The organism is Slackia sp. (assembly GCF_977041755.1).
Window position 1 is genome coordinate 1 of record NZ_CDRRGL010000013.1, and the last position, 19,727, is coordinate 19,727.

The 19,727-nt window shown below is 56.2% G+C and carries 14 protein-coding genes; 5 read left to right on the top strand and 9 right to left on the bottom strand.

Annotation, left to right across the window (positions count from 1 at the left end):
• Window positions 1-68: 68 nt before the first annotated feature.
• Entirely contained in the window at window positions 69-737 is a 669-nt protein-coding gene (locus ACWI8T_RS02295; RefSeq protein ID WP_449137800.1) for a pyridoxal 5'-phosphate synthase glutaminase subunit PdxT, read from the bottom strand.
• A gap of 373 nt (window positions 738-1,110) precedes the next feature.
• Window positions 1,111-1,995: a pyridoxal 5'-phosphate synthase lyase subunit PdxS gene (gene pdxS / locus ACWI8T_RS02300; RefSeq protein ID WP_337426527.1), complete on the bottom strand. Its 885-nt coding sequence runs from the start codon at window positions 1,993-1,995 to the stop codon at window positions 1,111-1,113.
• Window positions 1,996-2,152: 157 nt separating this feature from the next.
• On the opposite strand from pdxS, the gene pdxR reads away from it, so the two are divergent.
• Window positions 2,153-3,607: a MocR-like pyridoxine biosynthesis transcription factor PdxR gene (pdxR, locus tag ACWI8T_RS02305; RefSeq protein ID WP_449137801.1), complete on the top strand. Its 1,455-nt coding sequence runs from the start codon at window positions 2,153-2,155 to the stop codon at window positions 3,605-3,607.
• A 71-nt stretch (window positions 3,608-3,678) separates the two neighbouring features.
• Here pdxR and ACWI8T_RS02310 read toward each other — a convergent pair whose 3' ends face one another.
• The 4 genes from ACWI8T_RS02310 to ACWI8T_RS02325 all read right to left on the bottom strand — a co-directional run bounded on the left by ACWI8T_RS02310 (window position 3,679) and on the right by ACWI8T_RS02325 (window position 8,850).
• On the bottom strand, window positions 3,679-5,778 hold the full coding sequence (locus tag ACWI8T_RS02310) for an FtsX-like permease family protein (RefSeq protein ID WP_449137802.1): 2,100 nt from the start codon (window positions 5,776-5,778) through the stop codon (window positions 3,679-3,681).
• Window positions 5,768-6,544, bottom strand: a complete 777-nt coding sequence (locus ACWI8T_RS02315; protein WP_449137803.1) for an ABC transporter ATP-binding protein — start codon at window positions 6,542-6,544, stop codon at window positions 5,768-5,770. Before ACWI8T_RS02315 ends, ACWI8T_RS02310 begins: the two co-directional genes overlap by 11 nt.
• A 95-nt stretch (window positions 6,545-6,639) precedes the next feature.
• Window positions 6,640-8,136 (bottom strand): sensor histidine kinase, encoded by a 1,497-nt coding sequence (locus ACWI8T_RS02320; RefSeq protein WP_449137804.1) that lies wholly within the window; start codon window positions 8,134-8,136, stop codon window positions 6,640-6,642.
• Between the two features lie 3 nt (window positions 8,137-8,139).
• Window positions 8,140-8,850 (bottom strand): response regulator transcription factor, encoded by a 711-nt coding sequence (locus ACWI8T_RS02325; RefSeq protein WP_449137805.1) that lies wholly within the window; start codon window positions 8,848-8,850, stop codon window positions 8,140-8,142.
• 233 nt (window positions 8,851-9,083) lie between these two features.
• Between ACWI8T_RS02325 and ACWI8T_RS02330 the strand changes: the two genes are divergently transcribed.
• From ACWI8T_RS02330 to sstT, 3 genes are all read left to right on the top strand, one after another.
• A complete protein-coding gene (locus ACWI8T_RS02330) occupies window positions 9,084-9,938 on the top strand; it encodes an SDR family oxidoreductase (RefSeq protein ID WP_281669063.1) in 855 nt (284 codons plus the stop codon).
• A gap of 18 nt (window positions 9,939-9,956) precedes the next feature.
• The gene (locus ACWI8T_RS02335; RefSeq protein ID WP_449137806.1) at window positions 9,957-11,294 is read left to right on the top strand and encodes a dicarboxylate/amino acid:cation symporter; all 1,338 of its coding nucleotides are present in this window, start codon (window positions 9,957-9,959) and stop codon (window positions 11,292-11,294) included.
• Between the two features lie 378 nt (window positions 11,295-11,672).
• The gene (gene sstT, locus ACWI8T_RS02340; protein ID WP_288483970.1) at window positions 11,673-12,926 is read left to right on the top strand and encodes a serine/threonine transporter SstT; all 1,254 of its coding nucleotides are present in this window, start codon (window positions 11,673-11,675) and stop codon (window positions 12,924-12,926) included.
• 402 nt (window positions 12,927-13,328) lie between these two features.
• On the opposite strand, the gene ACWI8T_RS02345 is transcribed toward sstT, so the two are convergent.
• From ACWI8T_RS02345 to ACWI8T_RS02355, 3 genes are all read right to left on the bottom strand, one after another.
• Complete coding sequence (locus ACWI8T_RS02345) at window positions 13,329-14,387, bottom strand: branched-chain amino acid aminotransferase (RefSeq protein WP_449137807.1); 1,059 nt, start codon at window positions 14,385-14,387, stop codon at window positions 13,329-13,331.
• Window positions 14,388-15,101: 714 nt separating this feature from the next.
• On the bottom strand, window positions 15,102-15,857 hold the full coding sequence (locus tag ACWI8T_RS02350) for a Rossmann-like domain-containing protein (RefSeq protein ID WP_449137808.1): 756 nt from the start codon (window positions 15,855-15,857) through the stop codon (window positions 15,102-15,104).
• 405 nt (window positions 15,858-16,262) lie between these two features.
• The gene (locus ACWI8T_RS02355) at window positions 16,263-17,858 is read right to left on the bottom strand and encodes an FAD-dependent oxidoreductase (RefSeq protein ID WP_449137809.1); all 1,596 of its coding nucleotides are present in this window, start codon (window positions 17,856-17,858) and stop codon (window positions 16,263-16,265) included.
• A 356-nt stretch (window positions 17,859-18,214) separates the two neighbouring features.
• Here ACWI8T_RS02355 and ACWI8T_RS02360 point away from each other — a divergent pair, with 356 nt between their 5' ends.
• The gene (locus tag ACWI8T_RS02360) at window positions 18,215-19,597 is read left to right on the top strand and encodes a response regulator transcription factor (protein WP_449137810.1); all 1,383 of its coding nucleotides are present in this window, start codon (window positions 18,215-18,217) and stop codon (window positions 19,595-19,597) included.
• The last annotated feature ends 130 nt before the right edge of the window (window positions 19,598-19,727 follow it).

The window sequence follows — 19,727 nt, forward strand, 5'->3', positions numbered from 1 at the left end:
ATTGTCTCCTGCCCCACTCTAAGATATAAGTGCCAGCGATATAGACTTAAAGCGCACGGAGCATATGGCTACTTGCCCTTAACCATATCCAAGAACAGCTGGTGAATGGAATTGTCGGCATCGAGCTCGGGATGGAATGAAAGCGCAAGCTGGTTGCCCTGGCGAACCGCGACGATATCGCCGTTCACGCGAGCAAGCACCTCGACGCCCTCGCCCACTTCTTCGACCAAGGGGCCGCGAATAAATGTCATGGGAACCGCGCCGAGCCCTTTGAATTCCTCGATAGCGCGGAAACTGCCCAACTGGCGACCGTATGCGTTGCGACGAACCTTGATGTTCATGGTGGCGAAATAGGGCGGCGCAGCTGGATCGGGCGTGTTGCTGGTCACGTGCAGGGTGGAGCCAGCGACCGATTCTGCGAACGTCGAAAGGGATTTGGCGCCCGTGCCCTTGCCCTGCGATACTTCGTTCGCAAGCAGAATCATGCCAGCGCAGGTCGCAAGCACCGGAATGCCGCTGGCGATTCGCGCCTGCAGGTCGTCGAACATGCCAAGTTCGCGAAGCAGCTTGCCTTGCACGGTCGATTCTCCGCCGGGAAGCACGATGCCATCGAATTGCTGGTTCAAGTCGCTCGCTTGTCGGAGCTCGACGCATTGCGCGCCAAGCTGCTCAAGCTTATGTTCATGTTCAATGAAGGCGCCCTGGACGGCCAGAACGCCAATAAGAGGTTTAGCCATATTCGAAACTCCATCTGCGAGTCGCCTATGGAATCGTATGGCAGACGATGCCTGGGCTCGCACGAACAGCACGTAGGTGCTGTTCGGCTCGTGCGGACGCTGCCATCCAATCCCATGGGCGACTCGCGAATCTCTCCATTTCACGTTTCAATGGATTCCTATAGCGAGAATGGACAACACGCTCTCGTATTGGGCAGCCGTCGAGGGCCGATTGTCGCTTTAGATAATCTACCGAAAGAATCTGAAATAAAAGAAGCTCCTTGAATTGCTGGAGTCGCGTTCTTCCGCACGAGCCGAACAGCACTTAATGTGCTGTTCGTGCGAGCTCAGGCATTGAACGCGAATGCGGCAATTCAAGGAGCGGGTAACTTGATTATTTGCCGCGTTCGGCCATGAGCAGGGCGATTTCACTTTCGTTGATGCCTACCATGGCTTCGCCCAAATCTTCGGAAAGCTCGGCGATGAGTTTTGCATCGGCGTAGTTCGCGACGGCCTTCACGATGGCGGCGGCGCGCTTTGCGGGGTTGCCGCTCTTGAAAATGCCGGAGCCCACGAAGACGCCCTCGGCGCCGAGCTGCATCATGAGCGCAGCGTCGGCCGGGGTCGCCACACCGCCTGCAGCGAAGTTGACAACGGGGAGTTTGCCGTTGTCGTGCACTTCCTTGAGCAGGGCATACGGAACACCGAGCTGCTTGGCCGCCTCGAAGAGCTCATCTTCGGCCATACCTGCCACGCGGCGAATCTCGCTCTGCATAGCGCGCATGTGAGTCACGGCCTGAACGACGTCGCCCGTGCCCGGTTCGCCCTTGGTGCGAATCATGGATGCCCCCTCGGCGATACGGCGAAGGGCTTCGCCCAAATCGCGCGCGCCGCACACGAACGGCACGGCGAACTTCGTTTTGTCGATGTGGTACACATCATCGGCGGGCGAAAGCACCTCAGACTCGTCGATGTAGTCGATGTCAATCGCCTCAAGAATCTGAGCTTCGACGAAATGTCCAATGCGGCATTTCGCCATAACCGGGATGCTTACGGCTTCCTGGATGCCCTTGATCATTTTCGGGTCGCTCATGCGCGACACCCCGCCAGCTGCGCGAATGTCTGCAGGAATGCGCTCCAGGGCCATAACGGCACACGCGCCGGCTTCCTCGGCGATGTGCGCTTGCTCGGGTGTGGTGACGTCCATGATGACGCCGCCCTTGAGCATTTGGGCGAGGTTGCGGTTGAGCTGCGAGCGATTTTCGGTAGCTTCAGTCATGATGGCCTTCCTTTCGGGCTTTGTTTGGAATGCCTGAAATCCTATCGAGTTACTGGTATTATTCGTAGCACCACTTTGCATTGTTTTACTAGGGTCAGATTAATACCAGATTGCTTTAGTTAGCTAAAGTGATAAGGTCAGTTTGAAAGCAGGCGCCATGCTTACCTATGATATGGATCAGCGCGGGGAAGAATCTTTGTACGCGTATCTGTACGATTGCATGCGTGCCGACATTGAAAACGGCTCCATCGCGGCAGGTGAAAAACTCCCTTCAAAGCGTAAGCTTGCCGATCATTTGGGGGTGAGCATCGTCACGGTCGAAGGTGCCTATCGCCAGCTCATTGCGGAAGGCTATGTCGAATCGCGTGCACGCCGCGGCTATTTCGCTGCGCATATTTCAAGCTCGAATACTCGCGCCCTTACGAAGGAGGGTGGTGTCGCACCCGCGGGTACCTTCATGCCTGATGCATTCGAGCACAAAGGTGAAGAAGAGCCGGTCTTTTCGCCCTCATACGCATTCGATTTGTCGAAAGGCCAGCTTCCCGAAAGCCTTTTCCCGTTAGCTTCGTGGTCGAAGTCGCTGCGCGACACGCTTACGCAGGAGCCCGCATCTGCGCTCGTTGGCGAGAGCGACCCTTTGGGGTGTATGGCGCTTCGCGAGGAGATATCGCGATACCTCCGACAGACGCGTGGGCTCGTAGCTCCGCCCGAGAATATCGTGGTGGGTTCGGGCGCGCAAACTCTGTACAACCTTATCGTGCAGCTCATTGGCCGAAACAGAACCGTCGGCGTTGAAGACCCCGGCTATCCAAGGCTTCGCAGGGTGTATGGAGCAAATAATGTGCGCCTTTCCCCTATTCCGCTTGATGCATCGGGTGTGTCGATGGCCTTGGTTCGTGCGGCGGGCGTCGACACGCTGCATATCACGCCTTCCCACCAGTTCCCCACGGGTATCGTGACAAGCGTGAGTCGTCGTCACGAATTGCTCGGTTGGGCGACCGAGGTGCCTGGCCGCTATATTATTGAAGACGATTACGACTGCGAGTTTCGCCTGGCTGGGCGCCCGATTCCTACGCTTCAGGGAATCGATGCTTCTGAGCGCGTCATATATACCAACACGTTTTCAAAAAGCCTCGGCTCGGCTTTTCGCATCGCTTACATGGTGCTACCCGACCATTTGGCTCGCCGTTATCGAGGCGAGATGGCGTTCTATTCATGCACAGTTCCGGCGATTGATCAGCTTGCTCTCGCCCGCTTCATGCAGCGCGGCGAATTTGAACGGCATGTGAATCGTTTGCGTACCCATGCCCGCGATGTGCGTGATGCCTTCCTCGCAACGCTTAAGGACGCATTGCCTCAGGGAAGCTTCACTGTCGCGGGGCATGATGCTGGCCTGCATTTCGTTCTTGGTTTTCCCGAAATCGATGATGCTCGATTCGCCGAAAGCCTCGCTGAAAATTCGGTGCGCATGCCCTCGCTTCGAGAATTCAGTATAAGCGAAAACGACGCAACGAACCGTAGCCGTTACGTCGTTCAATATCTTCAATTGTCGGAGGACCAAGTGCGCAATGCGGCGCTCGCAATTGCTCGGGCCTATACATCAATTCGTTGACGCAAACTCGCAATGGACCGCGTTCCTGCGCAGCCGCGGGCGGGGATTCCCCTACCCTCAATCTCGCGTGGCTACGAACGCTTTGGCATAACGATGGCGCGGGCGCTGAAATACGTTACGAGGAAATACATACCGTACGCCGCAAGAAAGATTGCGGCCGTCATAAGCGCGGTTGCGCTCAAATTGAAGTTGCCGAATACAAGAACGAGGTCTTTTACCGTCTGCATGGCGCAAATAGTATGTGCAATCGCTACGACCAGGGGAAACGCGAAACAAACGAGCACCTGTTTGAAGAGCGCCCCTGAAATCATGCGCTGCGGTGCGCCCAGTTTGGCGAGCAGTTCGTAGCGACGTGCGTTATCGCTTGCGTCGGAGAGCTGCTGTATGGCGAGAATTGCTGCACATGCCACGACCATGATGAAGCCGATATACATTGCGAGGTAGCTCACAAGTGCGGTGAGGTTGTGGCTGTTGGCCTGCACGCCCGCGACATTTTGATACATGTACATGGGCCAGGAATCTTCCTCCGCATTGTTTCTGTCGCACAATGCTTGGCAGAAGCTGGCAAATTCCTCTTGCATGTCATCGGCAATGCGAGCGTCGAAAACCGCAAAGGCCGGCTCGCCTGTTACGGCATCATCGGGAACGACAATTTGAAACGCCCTCGTGCTCACGCTCGTGCATTCAATGGTGTCTGTCGCGATTTCGCGCTGCGCCTTAAGCTGCACGTCGCCAATGGAGATTGCCGGTTGCTGCGCCGCAACGCTCGTCAGATACGGCTGCGATGTCGCGTAGTCGGACCACAGCAGGCATTCGCCATCGTTGACTGTAACCGGCTCAAGACCGCAAAGCTCACGGGCGGCATTGAAGTCTGAAACCTTGATGAGGGAAGCTTTCTGCTTCGTCGTGTCGGGGGTTATAAGACCCGCGCCAACTGAGTCGAGCAGATTGAGGCCCGTGAGGTCGTGCAGCGTATCGAACGACACGTTGCTCGGGTAGAAATTGATTTGCGCGGAATTTTCCACCATGCTGTCCCAAGACGGGGCCCCATATTGCTCGGTATGCTTCGAAAGGCCGACGGCTGCATCGAAATTCGATTCTTCTACAAGGCCATTGACGAGCGATTGCGTGCTTACGTTTCCGTTCTCGTCATAGGTATTCATGGCGTAATAGCTCGTGAACGACGCGTCGCATCGCATTCCGTTCTCGGCGTTTTTCTGCATGGCGTCGACGATGCCAATGCCGCCGCACACGCTTGTAAGCGCGAGGAAGAGCGTCATGGCGATAACCGACATACTGACGAACGTGGAATTGATGCGCGATGCGAGCTGACGAAGGAAGAACATGTTCAACCCGCGCAGGTAGAGTGGCTTCGCCATTTGCGCAGCTTTAAGCAGAAAACCCGAAAGCGAGAAGAAGAGCAGCACCGTTCCCGCGCTCACGAGAACCGTTTCTATGAACAGGTTCGACATATCGTCGCCAAGAAGCCCTGTTCGCAGCAGCATGGAGTATGAATAGCCAATGATGCACAGCGAGACAATGAACAGGGCAAACGAAAGCGGCAGGTTGCGCAGGCGAGGTTTATCGTTTTTACGCGAACCCGCGAGCAGATCGATGAGCTTCGATTTCGCGAGGTGTGCAGAATTCCAAAACATCGATACGGCAAAGATGGCCGCGAAGGTTGCGACGGTCATTGTGAATGCTTTTGTCGAAAACGACAGCGTTACGCCCTCGACTGGCTGAGCCATCATGGAAAGGCACAAGCATGTGAGCGCTTGCGAAAGCGCAACGCCTGCAAGCAGGCCAACCGCAAGTGACGCGGCGCCAACGATAAGCGTTTCGCACGCTGAGATTTTCAGCAAATCCCCCTTCCCCATGCCGAGCGTCAAATACATGCCGAATTCGGCTCTACGGCGTCGAATGAGGAACGCGTTGGCATAGAGCACCAAAAAGCCAAGCACAATCGCGATAAAAACCGATACGCCTGCAATGATGTTAGATAGGAGCTGAACGACTTCCGAGACGTCGGTTGGCAAGCTTTGTACCGCTGAGGAATCGGCGATGGAATTGAATGCGTAGAAAACCGCCACGCCCAACACGAGCGTGAAGAAGTAGACGGCGAAATCGCGCGCCGATTTGCGCACGTTCGCGAAGGCGAGTTTAACGAGCATTGGCGGCCTCGCTTTCCATCTGCGTGGTCGCGGCAACGATAGTTTCGAAGAACTGCGTGCGGTTGAGCGCGCCTCGTTGGATTTGGCCATAGAGTGCACCGTCGCGAATGAAGATGATGCGCGAGCACCAGCTTGCCGCGAAGGCGTCGTGGGTCACCATGACGAGCGTCGAGCCCATGCGGTTGAGCGTTGAAAACGTTTCGAGCAGCTGTTTGGACGATTTTGAGTCGAGTGCACCTGTGGGCTCATCGGCCAAAATGAGGCTTGGCTTCGTGATGACCGCGCGCGCTGCTGCGGCGCGTTGTTTTTGGCCGCCCGAGATTTGGTAGGGATATTGCTCCAGAATCTCTGTAATGCCCAGCCTCGTCGCGATTTCGTCGACCATGGGAGGTATCTCGCTCGTCGGTTTCTTTTGAATCGTGAGCGCGAGCGAGATATTCTCGCGCACGGTGAGGGTATCGAGCAGATTCGAGTCTTGAAATATAAAGCCGAGTTGGTCGCGGCGGAATTTTGCGAGCTCTCCCCCGCGCATTTTCGTGACGTCGCGCCCAGCGACGCGAATCGACCCCGAGGTCGGGGCGTCGATCGTCGAGATGCAATTGAGCAACGTCGATTTGCCCGACCCCGAAGGGCCCATGATGGCAACGAACTCTCCCGCATCGACGAAGAAGCTGACTCCTGCGAGTGCGAGGGTTGCCGCCCCCGAATTCTTCTTCGATTTCCCGTATTGCTTTACGATGTTGTCGACCTCAAGCACATGGCCCATGGCGTTTCCTTCCTTCGGTTTATCTGATAATCCAAAGGTACGAAACGCTTCTTTCGGCGCCCTTGCGCCTATCTTACATTTGCCTGACTTTCGCGTTATTTGGCTTGCGGCGGGTCGTTCTGACGCATTGCGATGGGTATGCGCATCGTCGCTGTGAATCCTCGCTTAGGTTCGCTTGCAAACGACACGTAGCCTCCATGCATGATTGAAATGCGGCTCACGAGCGTGAGTCCCAAGCCATGGGCGTCGTAACTCGCATCAGGCGTTGACGCCTGCGCCATAAGGGCTCCTATGCGCGACGTGTCGCAGCCTCGTCCGTTGTCGGCAACGGTTAGCGCGAGCATGTTTGAAGGCTCGACATCGAGCGAGAGGGCGATTTTGCACCCTTCGCCATTGTGCCGCATCGCGTTGTCGATAAGGTTTCGTACGGCTCGACGTAACAGGCGTTCATCGCCCTGTATGGCGCATTCTTGCACGGTGGGGGTATCGAAGAACTCAAGGTCATATTGCACATCGATGCCCGTATTGAGGTAATCGGCCACAATGCCGCGGGCGAAAGGAGCCACCTGGATGGTCTCGATGTTCATGGGCTGCGAATCGTATTCGAGCTTCGAGACGATATTGAGGTCTTCGACCAAGTCGCGAATGCGTTCGTTCTGGCGAACTATGACCTCGCCCGATTCCCTCACCTCAGCCGGCGCGTTCGTCGCGTTCGCGATGCGTTCCGCATGCCCCATCGAAATGGCGAGCGGCGTGCGCACGTCGTGGCTTACGCCTGAAACCCATCGCTTGCGGGCTTCGTCTTTATGCTGGATGATCGCGCTCGCGGCGTTGACGCTTTCCGCAATATCGGCCAGGGGCCCTTTCATTTCCATATGCGTTGGCACTCCGTGGGCTAAATCGTCGAGAGCCTCTACAGCGGGTGTGATTGCCTTAAGCATACGACGCCTGGATAAGCTATACACCATAAAGAAGATGAGAGCGTCAAGGTAGATAAGGACTACCCCCAGAACAATCATCGCGACGAGCTCGCGGTTTCCCATGTAATTGATGGGAAACGCCACATACTCGTCTGTGGGATATCCTACGATAACGGTGCCATCGTCACGGTTCGTCCCGAAGAATGTTGGGTAGTTTTCGAGGTAGAACGTGCGTGCGGCATTTGCGATGTCGTTTTGAGTGTAGGTGTGATTCGCGATTTCCGGGGGCGCATTGTGGCTCCAGAGGACTTCCCCGTCATTTCCCACGAGCATCGCCCAGGCATTTTGCTGGTCGAGCCACGAGGCGGTATTGTCGGGAAGCTTGTAGACCGTCGCGCCGCTTTCGTCCTTTGTTGCCGAAAGGTTGTCGGTGACCTCAAAAGTCGTGCTGGTGGGCGATCCGTCGTAATCGTGGTTGTTGTAAATCGCGAATTGGAAAACGATATATAGAGCGATGTCGACGAAGAACACCAGTATCGTAAGACCGATGAATAAGAAGGCCTGTTTCGCGAAATACGCAGGCGCGAAGCTTTGGCGGCGCGTGCGATTGATGCGCCATTGGGCGGCTGCATCTCGGGTGGGCGCCGGGGCTTTTTTCTTGAAGAATCCCATTCGCTACCCCTGAACAACGAGCTTATATCCAAGGCCCTTCGCCGTTACGAGTGATGCGGGACGCGAGGGGTCGGCCTCGATTTTCTCTCGAATGCGGCGTATGTGCGTCATAAGCGATTGCCCGTACCCGAAGCTGTCGCCCCAGGCGGCGTCGCATAGCGCCTCGCTCGTGACAATGCGGTTCGCATTGCGTGCGAGCGCCGTGAGAATATCGCGCTCTTTCACGGTGAGCGATACGCGCTCACCGTTTGGGCGAATGGCTTCTGCGTTCGAGAGGTCAAGCGTGCACGCTGCGAGCTGAAGCGTGTCGGGTTGGGCGGGATAGCAGCGACGAAGCACGGCGCATACACGCAGCACGAGTTCCTGAGGCGAAAAAGGCTTTGGAATGTAGTCGTCGGCGCCCGTGCGCAATCCCGCGAGGCGATCTTCGGTCTCGTTTTTCGCCGTAAGGAACATTACAGGCAAGGGCGTGCCTGCGGAAAGCGACCGCAGGTATTCGCACAGCGTAAAGCCGTCGCCATCGGGTAGCATGACATCGAGCAGCGCAAGCTGGGGGTTTGTTTCGCGGAATACGGCAAGCGCCTCCATGACTGATCCTGCTTGCGAAATTGCGCAAAACCCCTCGGCGCGAAGCACGTCCACAATCATGCGGCGAAGTTGAGGTTCGTCGTCAACCACCAGAATGCGCTTGTCTCGTAGGCTGTTCTCTACCATAATGCCCTCCTTTTCGCCATACATTATGGCACTCGGGGCGAATGCGAGAGACGCGTGAGCGTGGAAAGTAAGGCAAATGTCAGGTGGGCCTATGCCGGAGTGAAGTCGGGCTGTCTGGGAATGAATGCGAGTGAAGTTGCCGGCATTCCGTACAGAAAAATGGCATCGAAGCGCTTTAGCATGCAAAAGTGGCGTATACTTTTCCAGTTTCCAAATCTTCTGGAAGGATCCCCATGTTCATTGAACCTAAAACGGTCGTATGGATTGCCGGCGCAAGCGGGCGATTAGGTCGCGCCATTGAGCATAAGCTCGACCATTCGCGCTACACCATCATTCCAACCGACATCGAAGTCGACATTACCGATCTCACCACGGTCGTGCAGCATGCCGACACCTATCGCCCCGAAATCATTATTAACTGCGCTGCCATGGCGCGTAAAGAAGACGCCGAGGCGAACCCCGATTTGGCCTACAAGGTCAATGCGCTCGGCGCGCGCAATTTGGCCATCGCCGCGACGAGTTCTGCCGCAACGCTTGTGCATCTTTCGACCGATGACCTGTTCCCTGGCGTTATCGCCCACCCCATCAACGAGTTCGACAAAACCCTGCCTCCTCATATTTACGGCAAGTCGAAAGAAGCGGGCGAGCGTTTGGTTCGCGAGCTGTGCTCTCGTCACATTATCGTACGCTCAAGCTGGGTATATACGGCCAATGAAGACGATCTTATCGCGCGTCTGCTGAAAGCATGCCGCGAAGGCCAAACCGTGGAAGTGCCTACGAACCAATACGCGAGTCCCACGTCGGTCGACACATTGGCCGAGTTCATCGTCGCTGCGCTTGAATGCGACGAATTCGGCACGTTCCATGCGGCCGATAAGGGCTTGTGCAGCCGTTTTGAATTCGCGAAGCACGTGTGCGATTTGGCAGGCGTTCCTACCACGACGCTTGTTGGTCGCCAAGATCCCGCCGAGGCCTATCGCATTGAGCTCGATAACCTCATGATGCGCCTTACGGGTGTGTATTCCATGCCTTCGTGGCAAGACGATGTGAAAAACTACCTGGGCGCCCACGGCCTGCTCGCCGAATAGCCCATAGAAAGGTCGACCATGACCAAAGAAAACCAAACTGCCGGCAAGAAGCAGCGCAAGCTGGGCCTTACGTCAGTCATTCTTATCGCGCTTGCGCTCGGCATCGTGTGCGGCGTTATTTTCCATTACGTCATTCCTGCGGGAACCGTGCGTGACGACATTTTCGTGAACGGCATCTTCTATGTCGTGGGCCAGGGCTTCATTCGTCTTATGCAAATGCTTGTTGTGCCGCTTGTGTTCTGCTCCATCGTGTGCGGCGCGGCATCTATCGGCGACACGAAGACGCTCGGCACGATTGGCGTGAAAACGCTCGTCTTCTATCTGTGCACGACTGCGCTCGCTATTGCTGTCGCTTTATGCATGGGCAACCTGCTCAATCCCGGGCTCGGCGTCGATATGTCCTCCATTCTAGTGAGCGACACCTCGAGCCTCGATAAGGCGCAAAGCAACAATCAGACGGTCGCCGACACGTTGCTCTCGATTATTCCGAAGAACCCCATTAACGCGTTGGCCTCGGGCGATATGCTCGCTGTCATCTTTTTCGCGCTGTTCGTGGGCATTATCATCTCCATCATGGGCCGCAAGGTTGAAACGGTGCACCGCTTCTTTGAGCAGTTCAACGACATCATGATGAAGATGACCTCTATCGTCATGTACGTCGCCCCTATCGGCGTGTTCTGTCTGCTTTCCCGCACGTTTGCGAATGTGGGTTTTGAGGCGTTCGTGCCCATGGTGAAATACATGCTCGGCGTGCTGCTCGCGCTTGCGGTGCAGTGCCTCGTCGTGTACATGATCATGCTGTGGCTGCTCGCGCGCGTGAGTCCCATCATGTTCCTGAAGAAGTTCTTCCCCGTTATGGCGTTCGCGTTCTCAACGGCAACCTCGAACGCGACCATCCCTCTCAATATGGAAACGCTCGAGCGCAAAATGGGCGTCGATCGCCGCATTTCTTCGTTCACCATTCCTTTGGGCGCGACCATCAATATGGACGGCACGTCTATCATGCAGGGCGTCGCCGTCGTGTTCACCGCGCAGTTGTTCGGCGTGCCACTGGGCCCCGTTGAATACGCCACGGTTATCGCTACCGCAACGCTTGCCTCTATCGGAACCGCGGGCGTTCCTTCGGTTGGCCTCATCACACTTTCGATGGTGTTCAATTCGGTCGGTCTGCCGCTCGAAGGTATCGCGCTCATCATGGGCATCGACCGTATTCTCGATATGACGCGTACGGCTGTGAATATTACGGGCGATGCAGTGTGCACGACGGTTGTTGCCAAGCAAGCTGGTCGCATCAACATGGATGTATATAACGACCCCGACGCTGGCAAAGACGTCGATGTGCCTGACGCGGCGTAAGCTTTTTCACGGGCGGCGCGAACGAGCGATTGCGCCGCCCGCTATGTCGGACTCTCGCATACATCGCGAACCGATTTTATCCAATGCGTCGAGGTCTTCCAAAACTCCCTTGGGCGAAGGAAGCTAGACGTACCGCGTCATCTCTGCATGCCTGCAATTTTACGGCATTCGTACGCCCCATCTTATTGGTTTCCGCTCGCAGCGCGCATTCCGCCGCATTTCTGGCAATGTAAGAAAGTTGGCGCTTTAGCGCGATGAAGCGGTTACCATTTTGTAATCAACAAAAGGCGCTCGTCGAAGCCCCTCCATCAAAAGAAGGTCGCCACGCGAAGCAGGAGCGGCCCCGACGCGCACCGCACGAGAAGAAAGGAGTTCCCCTTGAAAACCCTGTGGAACAAGTGGAACGATATCAGCCTGATCAAGCGAATCCTCGTATTCCTGATCATTGGCGCTATTCTTGGCGTCATTTTCCCGAACATGGATGGCACTTCGCCCATCGCGGGCATCACCATTCTTGGCAGCCTGTTTGTTGGTGCGTTGAAGGCCGTGGCTCCTATTCTGGTTTTCTTCCTGGTTATTGCCGCCTTGGCGAATGCCCATGCCGATGGATCCATGAAGACCATCATCATTATGTATGTGTTCGGCACGTTCATCTCGGCGCTGGTTGCGGTTATCGCGTCTCAGCTGTTCCCTATCGAGCTCACGCTTTCGGGCGTTGAGGCTGCCGAGAAGGCGGCGCCTTCGGGCATTACCGAGGTTCTTGAGACGCTGCTCATGAATGTTGTCGCGAACCCTGTCGATTCGCTCGCCAACGCGAATTACCTGGGCATTCTTGCATGGGGCATTTTGATTGGCGTTGCGTTGCGCGCAGCGACCGAGGCTACCAAGGCTGTTTTCACGAACATCTCCGACGCAATTGCAACGGTCGTTCGCTGGATCATCAGCTTCGCCCCGTTCGGTATTTTCGGCTTGGTCTACGATGCGGTTTCCACCAACGGCATCGAGATTTTCACCGAGTATGGTTTGCTTTTGGCCGTGCTCGTGGGCTGCATGTTCTTCGTCGCGCTTGTCGCCTACCCCATTATGATTGGCGTTATTGCTAAGACGAACCCCTACCCGCTCGTTCTTCGTTGCCTGCGTGAGTCTGGCCTTACCGCGTTCTTTACTCGCAGCTCCGCCGCGAACATTCCGGTGAACATGACGCTGTGCCAGAAGCTGCACCTCAACAAAGACACCTACGGCGTTTCCATTCCGCTGGGCGCGACCATCAACATGGGCGGTGCTGCGGTGACTATTACCGTTATGGCGCTCGCCGCGGCTAACACGCTGGGTATTTCGGTCGACATTCCGACTGCGGTTATTCTCTCGGTGCTCGCTGCCGTGTCTGCGTGCGGCGCTTCGGGCGTCGCTGGCGGCTCTCTGCTGCTTATTCCTCTGGCTTGCTCGCTGTTCGGCATTCCGAACGACATCGCGATGCAGGTTGTCGGCGTTGGCTTCATCATCGGTGTTATTCAGGACTCCTGCGAGACTGCGTTGAATTCCGCTTCCGACGTTATGTTTACCGCTGCTTCTGAATTCCGCAACATGGCTAAGGCTGGCCAGACGGTCGACCCCAAGACGTGGGATAAATAAGATTCGCATACGCGCAATCGATTACAGAGCCACCCCGTAGGGTGGCTCTTTTCTTGTTGCCCGGTCTTCGTTCTACTGTATGCTCTTTGACGCGTTGCTGGAATACATAAAGCTTCGAGGTCATGAGTGATGGCGTGATTTCGTTTGGCGGTTTAGTGTTTGCGTGAGCTTTGCGATGCAGCGTTTTCCATCCAGACCGCGCGATATTGCATGGCGTCAGTGTTCGTTTTGCTTTTTCCTTTTTAAAGTGAACACTGCCAAGCGAGCGCATAGCGAAGCCCGTGGGGCGAAGCTGTAGCGAGCTGTGTCGAGCGATATCGCGCAGTCTGGGCGGGAAGAGGCGAGGATATGAGAAAGCCGCCCCGAAGGGCGGCTTTCAGGCAAGCTTGTCTACGATTCGAGCTAGTCGACGTCGATCTTGCAGACCCAGCCGTGCTTGTCTTCCAGAGCGCCATCTTGAATGCCCGTGAGGGTTTCGCGAAGCTTCTTCATCACGGGACCGATTTCGTCTTTGCCATTCGGGAAGGTGACCTCCTCATTGGCGCCATAGACCTTGTTGTCGATCTGGCCGACAGGGGAAATAACGGCGGCGGTTCCGCACAGGCCGCATTCGACGAATGCGCCAGAAGCGACTTCAGCCCACTCGACGAAGCGCTCTTCGACGTTCATGCCGAGGTCTTTGGCGACCTGTACGAGCGAGCGGCGCGTGATGGAGGGCAGAATCGAGTCGGTGTGCGACTTCGGCACAACGAGCGTGCCATCGGCCTTGACAAACAGCACGTTTGCTCCGCCAGTTTCCTCAACATAGGTGCGCGTCTCGGAATCAAGGTACAGGTTCTCGGCATAGCCCTGGCGATGCGCTTCCATGATGGGGCGCAACGACATGGCGTAGTTCAGGCCAGCCTTGATGTTGCCGGTGCCGTGTGGGGCAGCGCGGTCGTATTCAGAAATGCGAATCGTGATGGGCTTCAAGCCACCCTTGAAGTAAGGCCCGACGGGAGTTACCAAGATGCGGAACTGGTATTCCGGTGCGGGAGCAACGCCGATAACCTCGCCAGAGCCAATCATGAACGGGCGAACATACAGCGTGGCACCAGAACCAAACGGCGGGACCCACGCGGCGTTCGCCTTCACAACCTGCTTCACGGCTTCAATGAAACGCTCTTGCGGGAAGCCGGGCATCTCGAGACGCTGGGCGGAGTTGTACATGCGCTCAGCGTTCATATCGGGGCGGAAACATACGATGGAGCCATCTTCGGTGGTGTATGCCTTGAGGCCCTCGAAGACCTCCTGGCAATAATGAAAAATGCCAGCGCACTCGGAAAGGTGGATTTCATGATCGGCGGTAAGGCCGCCTTCGCCCCATTCGCCGTCTTTCCAATTGGCGACATAGCTATAGTCGGTTTTGCGGTAGCCGAAATCGAGGCTGCCCCAGTCAAGGTCTTTCTTCTCGACTGTCATGGTTGCTCCTTCAACACGTACGTTCAATATGCCTCTACTTTACACCCGCGCACTGTCGCATGCTAAAGTCTTTTGGCTATTGGCGGCTCAATCCATGTAATTGTTAGACGAATTAACATGGTCGAAACAATCGTGTATGAAATATGGGTTGCGGAGCGTTTCGACGAAATTATTCACCATAGGAAACTTTCTTTCGAAAAAGTGTTGACACGGGTTAACTTAGCCTGTATAAACTTACCCGTGGTTAACATCCACCTTGAAAGCGACCGAGACGCTGGGCGGGCACCCCCTTTCCGCTCAGCATATCGGACTCGAAGAAGCCTTCTCTTCCTTCGCTTCTTCAACGATTCGCTAACTCGAGAGGCGGGCGGCGCCATGCGCCCCACCCCCTTGGCGCACTGCCGCCCCGCCCATTCCCCGGATGTTGCCCTTAACTTGTTTATCCGGAAGGCGAATGGCCTCTGCTCCACCCCCTTGGCATGCCATTTCGCCACTCTCCTTAGGGCAATAAGGAGCACTGACAAGGAACGCCGCTCAATTGAGCGGCGTTTCTGCGTTAAGAACCTGCGCTGTGATTGGGTCGTATTGGCATGCTCCACCAGCCGGTCGCGTTAGGGCTTTCTGCTTCGGCCACGATGAAAGGCCTCCGTTCCGACCTTCGTGCTCGAGCCTTTACCGTGCAGGAGGCTCTATGTCTTCTACCATGCCGGGAATCTAGGCCTCAATCATAAATTTCTTAATTCCTGCGCGCCATTGTGCTTTACTGCCGCCTTTGACGGCGGCTCGAGCCGCTTTAGCGTCCACAACGACGCTTCCGGCCAAACCGTTCACGCCCCGCTCGAAGAAGGCCTGTGCAGGCACGACGCTCGGGCCCAGAACGTACAGCTTCGATTCGTGCGAGAGCTCCAGCAGGCGCGGCATCGTCTTGTTGGTGAGCGTCGTTCCCGTGATGAAAACGTAGTCTTGATCGGGCAAGATGTATTCGCATGCGGGGTCGGGCGTGTCGGTGGGCGATGTGCAATTGCGCTCAAGCACCGTTACCTGAGCGACTTTGCGCATTTCATCGACGTTTGGGAAATGGCCCACGACGGCAACTTTGCGGCCCGTATAGCGACCTTTCAGGCGATGGAAGGGATTGCTCGCATCGCCGCTTTCCGCAACGCCCTCGTCGATCGTGCCACCGAGGGACTCAATATTGTCGGGGGTCGCATAATAGGCATTGATTGCCGCGACCCCGAGGCTCGCTTCGAGCCAGTTCCACGATTTGGCCAACGCCGCAAGTGTTTTCAGGTCGACGTCGACGGGGCTTTGCTTGAATCGATCCTTGCCGCCTCCGCGCACCGTTTTGGCGAGGCCCATGCCGCAATCGGCCACGATGTAAGTCCAATGCGCGCCAAGGCAGTAATCGTGCACAGTAATGCCCGAAGGTATGGCGTCAATCAGTTCATCGTAAAGGGACCAAGCGGTCATGGGGACTCCTATCTTCGTAAGTTTCTTCGTATGGTGCGTCCCTTTGGGACGAGCGAGGGCTCATGTGGGGTTCTTGTCGAAAAGCGTGCTCGAATGTGGCATTTTTCAACCGCGCCGTTTCCCCTGGAATGTGTTCAAGAATCTGAACTGGGCTTTTTGTTGAGTTTCTTTCCCTCGTTATTCGAATAGTGAAACTATAACGAAATGAATGCCACATTCGAGGGCTTTTTTGAACAAAACTCAGAATCGCATTCGGCGCCGAAACGAATCATGGCCGCCCCGAAGGACGGCCATGATGGGAGGCTAAGTTACTGGATTGCTTCTTCGCAGCGTTTGGGCCCGGAACTACCACTTTATGCGCCGCAAAAAGTGGTAGTTCTTCAAATAAGCGGGCCCTCAAGGATGCTAGAGCAGGTTCTTGACAATGTGCTTTGCCGCGGTACGGCCGCAGAACAGCGCGTTCGCCTGGCAGGTGCCGTTGCCGTACACCTCGCCGTCCCAGCCGCTCGTGCAAACGCCAGCAGCGTAGAGACCAGCGATGGGCTTATAGCGATCGTCGACGACCTGGGCGTTGGTATTGATGCGAATGCCGCCCGAGGTATTCAACATGCCCGAGGAAATGCGGAAGGCGTAGAACGGCGCGGTCGCGATGGGCCACATATTTTCTGACTCTTTACCCCATTCGGCATCGGTGCCCGTGTTGTATTTCTCGATTTCGTCGGCCAAGTTATCGGCATCGACGCCAATTTTCTTGGCGAGATCGGCGATGGTATCGGCCTTGAAGCACTCGTCGTTGCCAGAGACCGCCTTGTCGACTTCGTCCTGCAGGCCATCGATTGCGTTGCCTACGAGCTTGTCGGCGAAGCCCGAGTAATGACGCTGGCAGCCGCCTTCGGCGTATTTCTGAATGCCGTCGGCGTCGACGATTGACCACACGCTACCCTGAGTTTCAACAACCTTGCCAGAAACGGCGGTCGAAGAAATGTTCTCGTTCATGAAACGCAGGCCATCCTGGTTCACCCAGAAATTGCTCGGCTGCATGGCGACGCATACGCCAAGGGCGCTGTCATAGCTGAAATCTTTCACGTTATTGAACAGGGAGTCGACCGTGAGGTGATTCGCGCGGCCGTGGGCGGTCTGCTCTGCCATCAGGTGGCCGTCACCGTCTTGGCCCTGGCCCCAGCCAATCGTCTTATCAAGATCTTGGCTCGTGTAGCCGGCGAGAAGGGTCTTGTTCGTGGACATGCCGCCCGTTGCGAGCACGACGGCCTTGGCTTTGTAATCGACGTATTTGCCGTCCTTCGTCTTGGCGCGCACGCCTTCTACCGTGTATTCATCGGAAAGCAACAGCTGCGTCGCCGGAGTTTCGGTGAGCACCTCGAGGCCGTCTTCCTTTTCAGCGGCAGCAGCGAGCTTCTCGATGGCGATTTTGCCATTGCCGCCCTCGTAGAACGCGGGAGCCTCGCCCTGCTTCGTCCAGCCAACGCCGTGCGTGTCGAACAGCCAGCTAAAGTTTTCCTTCGCGTCATGGAACATGCTGTAAAGAAGCATGGGGTCGCTCACGCCATAGCTGTCGGCCTGCGCGCCTGCGGCTGCTGCGCGAGCTTCTTCTTCGGTGTATTCAAACGGACGTGCGCCTGCCGGGCATTCGGCCATATTGGTGGATCCGCCGAGCGAATTGTTCTTTTCGAGAAGCACAACGCTCTTCGCGCCTTCCTCAATTGCCGTGAGCGCGGCAGAAAAACCGCCCATTCCGGAACCGACAACGACGATGTCGACTTCTTTGGTCTCGTCGGCCTGCTTGGTGTCGGCGGTAAGCTCAAAAGAAGCGGACCCGAGGTCGCGGGTTTCGCCGGCTGCAGCAGTTCCCGTGCTTTCGGCGGCCTTCGTTTCGCCCGAAGGCGAGCAGCCTGCCAGGCCCGCGAAAGCAGCGCCAGCGGCAACAACCGCGCCTGCGCTGAGGAACGAACGACGCGACATTCCCTTGGTTTCGATACCCATGATGCATCCTCCCTGATGACATGTTTGACAGGCCCCTCGCCTGTCGTCTGGTATGCATCTTGGCATCTTCGATGGACAATTCCATCGATGGGAATTGTCCATTTCTCATGGGAATTGGAGCATTTCATATCATCAATTACTGTTGATTTTATCATCAGAATACATAAAAGGCCTGGTAGGAGCCATGGATGATTGCATAGCGCAGCAACGTGGGAAAAACGCGCGCTTTGTCGTGATAAAGTACCGATTACGAAAAGCCGACGCTTGGGAGGGCGGCCTTGGCGCATTCATCGAATCATACCCGCGCGAGCAAAGCGTGGTTTCTAGGGTTTGGCCTGTATTGGACATGGGTTTATTTGTCGTTTAATTCTGCGACCGTGGTCTCTTTTTCCAATGGAGACGAAACCGCCATTACGTGGTTGCATATCATTTCGGGCCTGGCTGGGTGCGTGACTTTCGCGATAGCCATATTCAATCACGACAGGCTCGAGCGCGCCGGGCGTTCGATCAACATTCTTTGGGCTGCGGCCATGGTGTCGGCATTCGGGTCGATGTTCTATGCGACCGAGGTTATCGAGAGCGCTACTGCGTCGCTTATGCTTGGCGCTCTTTTGCCGGGGCTTTCGACTCCCCTGCTCGCCCTTGGGTGGGGCGTTTTGTTCTGCACGCTCGACGCGCGCGAGGCTGCGGGGCTCACCGCCGGATCATTCATGCTTGCGGGCGTGCTGTATGGCCTGATTTCGCTCATTCCCGCTCCTCTTTCGGGCGTGATCGTTGCTTTCTTGCCCCTGCTTTCGGTTTGCATGATGGCGATGTGCCCCAATCGCGGGCCCCATCCATTCACGCTTCGCTCGCATGCGGCAAAAAGCCCCGAGGGCGTTAACGCGTTTCGTGATATTAAAGACTTGCTGTGCGGCCCGTTTTCATCTCGCGCGCTTGCGGGCATTCTTCTGACTATGGTAGTGAGCGGCGGCCTGCGCACGTATACGGGCGCCGAAGCGCCGGCTGTATACCATGACCCCTTTATTGTGGCGGCATCGACGTTCGCGATTGCGGCCATTTTTCTTGTATACAGTCTCTTTTTGCCCCACACGAGCTTCAAGCTCGGGCCGCTTTATAGAACGGCGGCGCCGCTTTTTGCGCTGGGCGTTGCGGCGCTTACGGTATTCAACGAGCCCGACTCGGCAACAGCGTACTTCGCCGCTTCGGCCGGCTCGATGTTCATCGATATGCTCACATGGGTCTTGCTCATCGAAATCGCCCGTTCCTCGAGGCTTTCGGCGCTTCTGATTTTCGCTGTTGGGCGGTGTGCCATTCATACTGGCATGGCGCTCGGCGAAATTGCCGCGCTCGCATTTCCTTCCATGATGGTGGCGTTCTGCGTAAGCTCCATCGTGATACTCATCGTTATTGCGGGCTTCATGTTTTCCGACCGCGACAATGCGCTTGTGTTTGAGCCGGTTGAAGAGGGCGAGCTTGACGTGGAAGCCTGCGAGCCCAATGCGGAAAAACCCGCGCCAACCATGGATGAACGCATTGCCGCAGTCGCCGAGAAGTTCGGCCTCACCGCGCGCGAGACCGAGGTCTTCATGCTGTGGGCCACAGGTCACGGAGCGAAATCGATCGAAGAAAAACTCGTGCTTTCGTCTGCCACGGTGCGCACTCATATTCGGCATATTTACGAGAAACTCGATGTGCATAGCCGTGCAGAATTGATCGAGCTTCTCGAGAGCCGCTAACGCGCCCCTCGCGTGGAGATTCAAGAACAAGCGCCCTCTTTCGAGTTGAAATTCGCTACAATCACTCGCGCAGTGAGCAGTTCACCATGCATTCTGGCGTATATCGCGCCCCGCATTTCACAACGTAAGT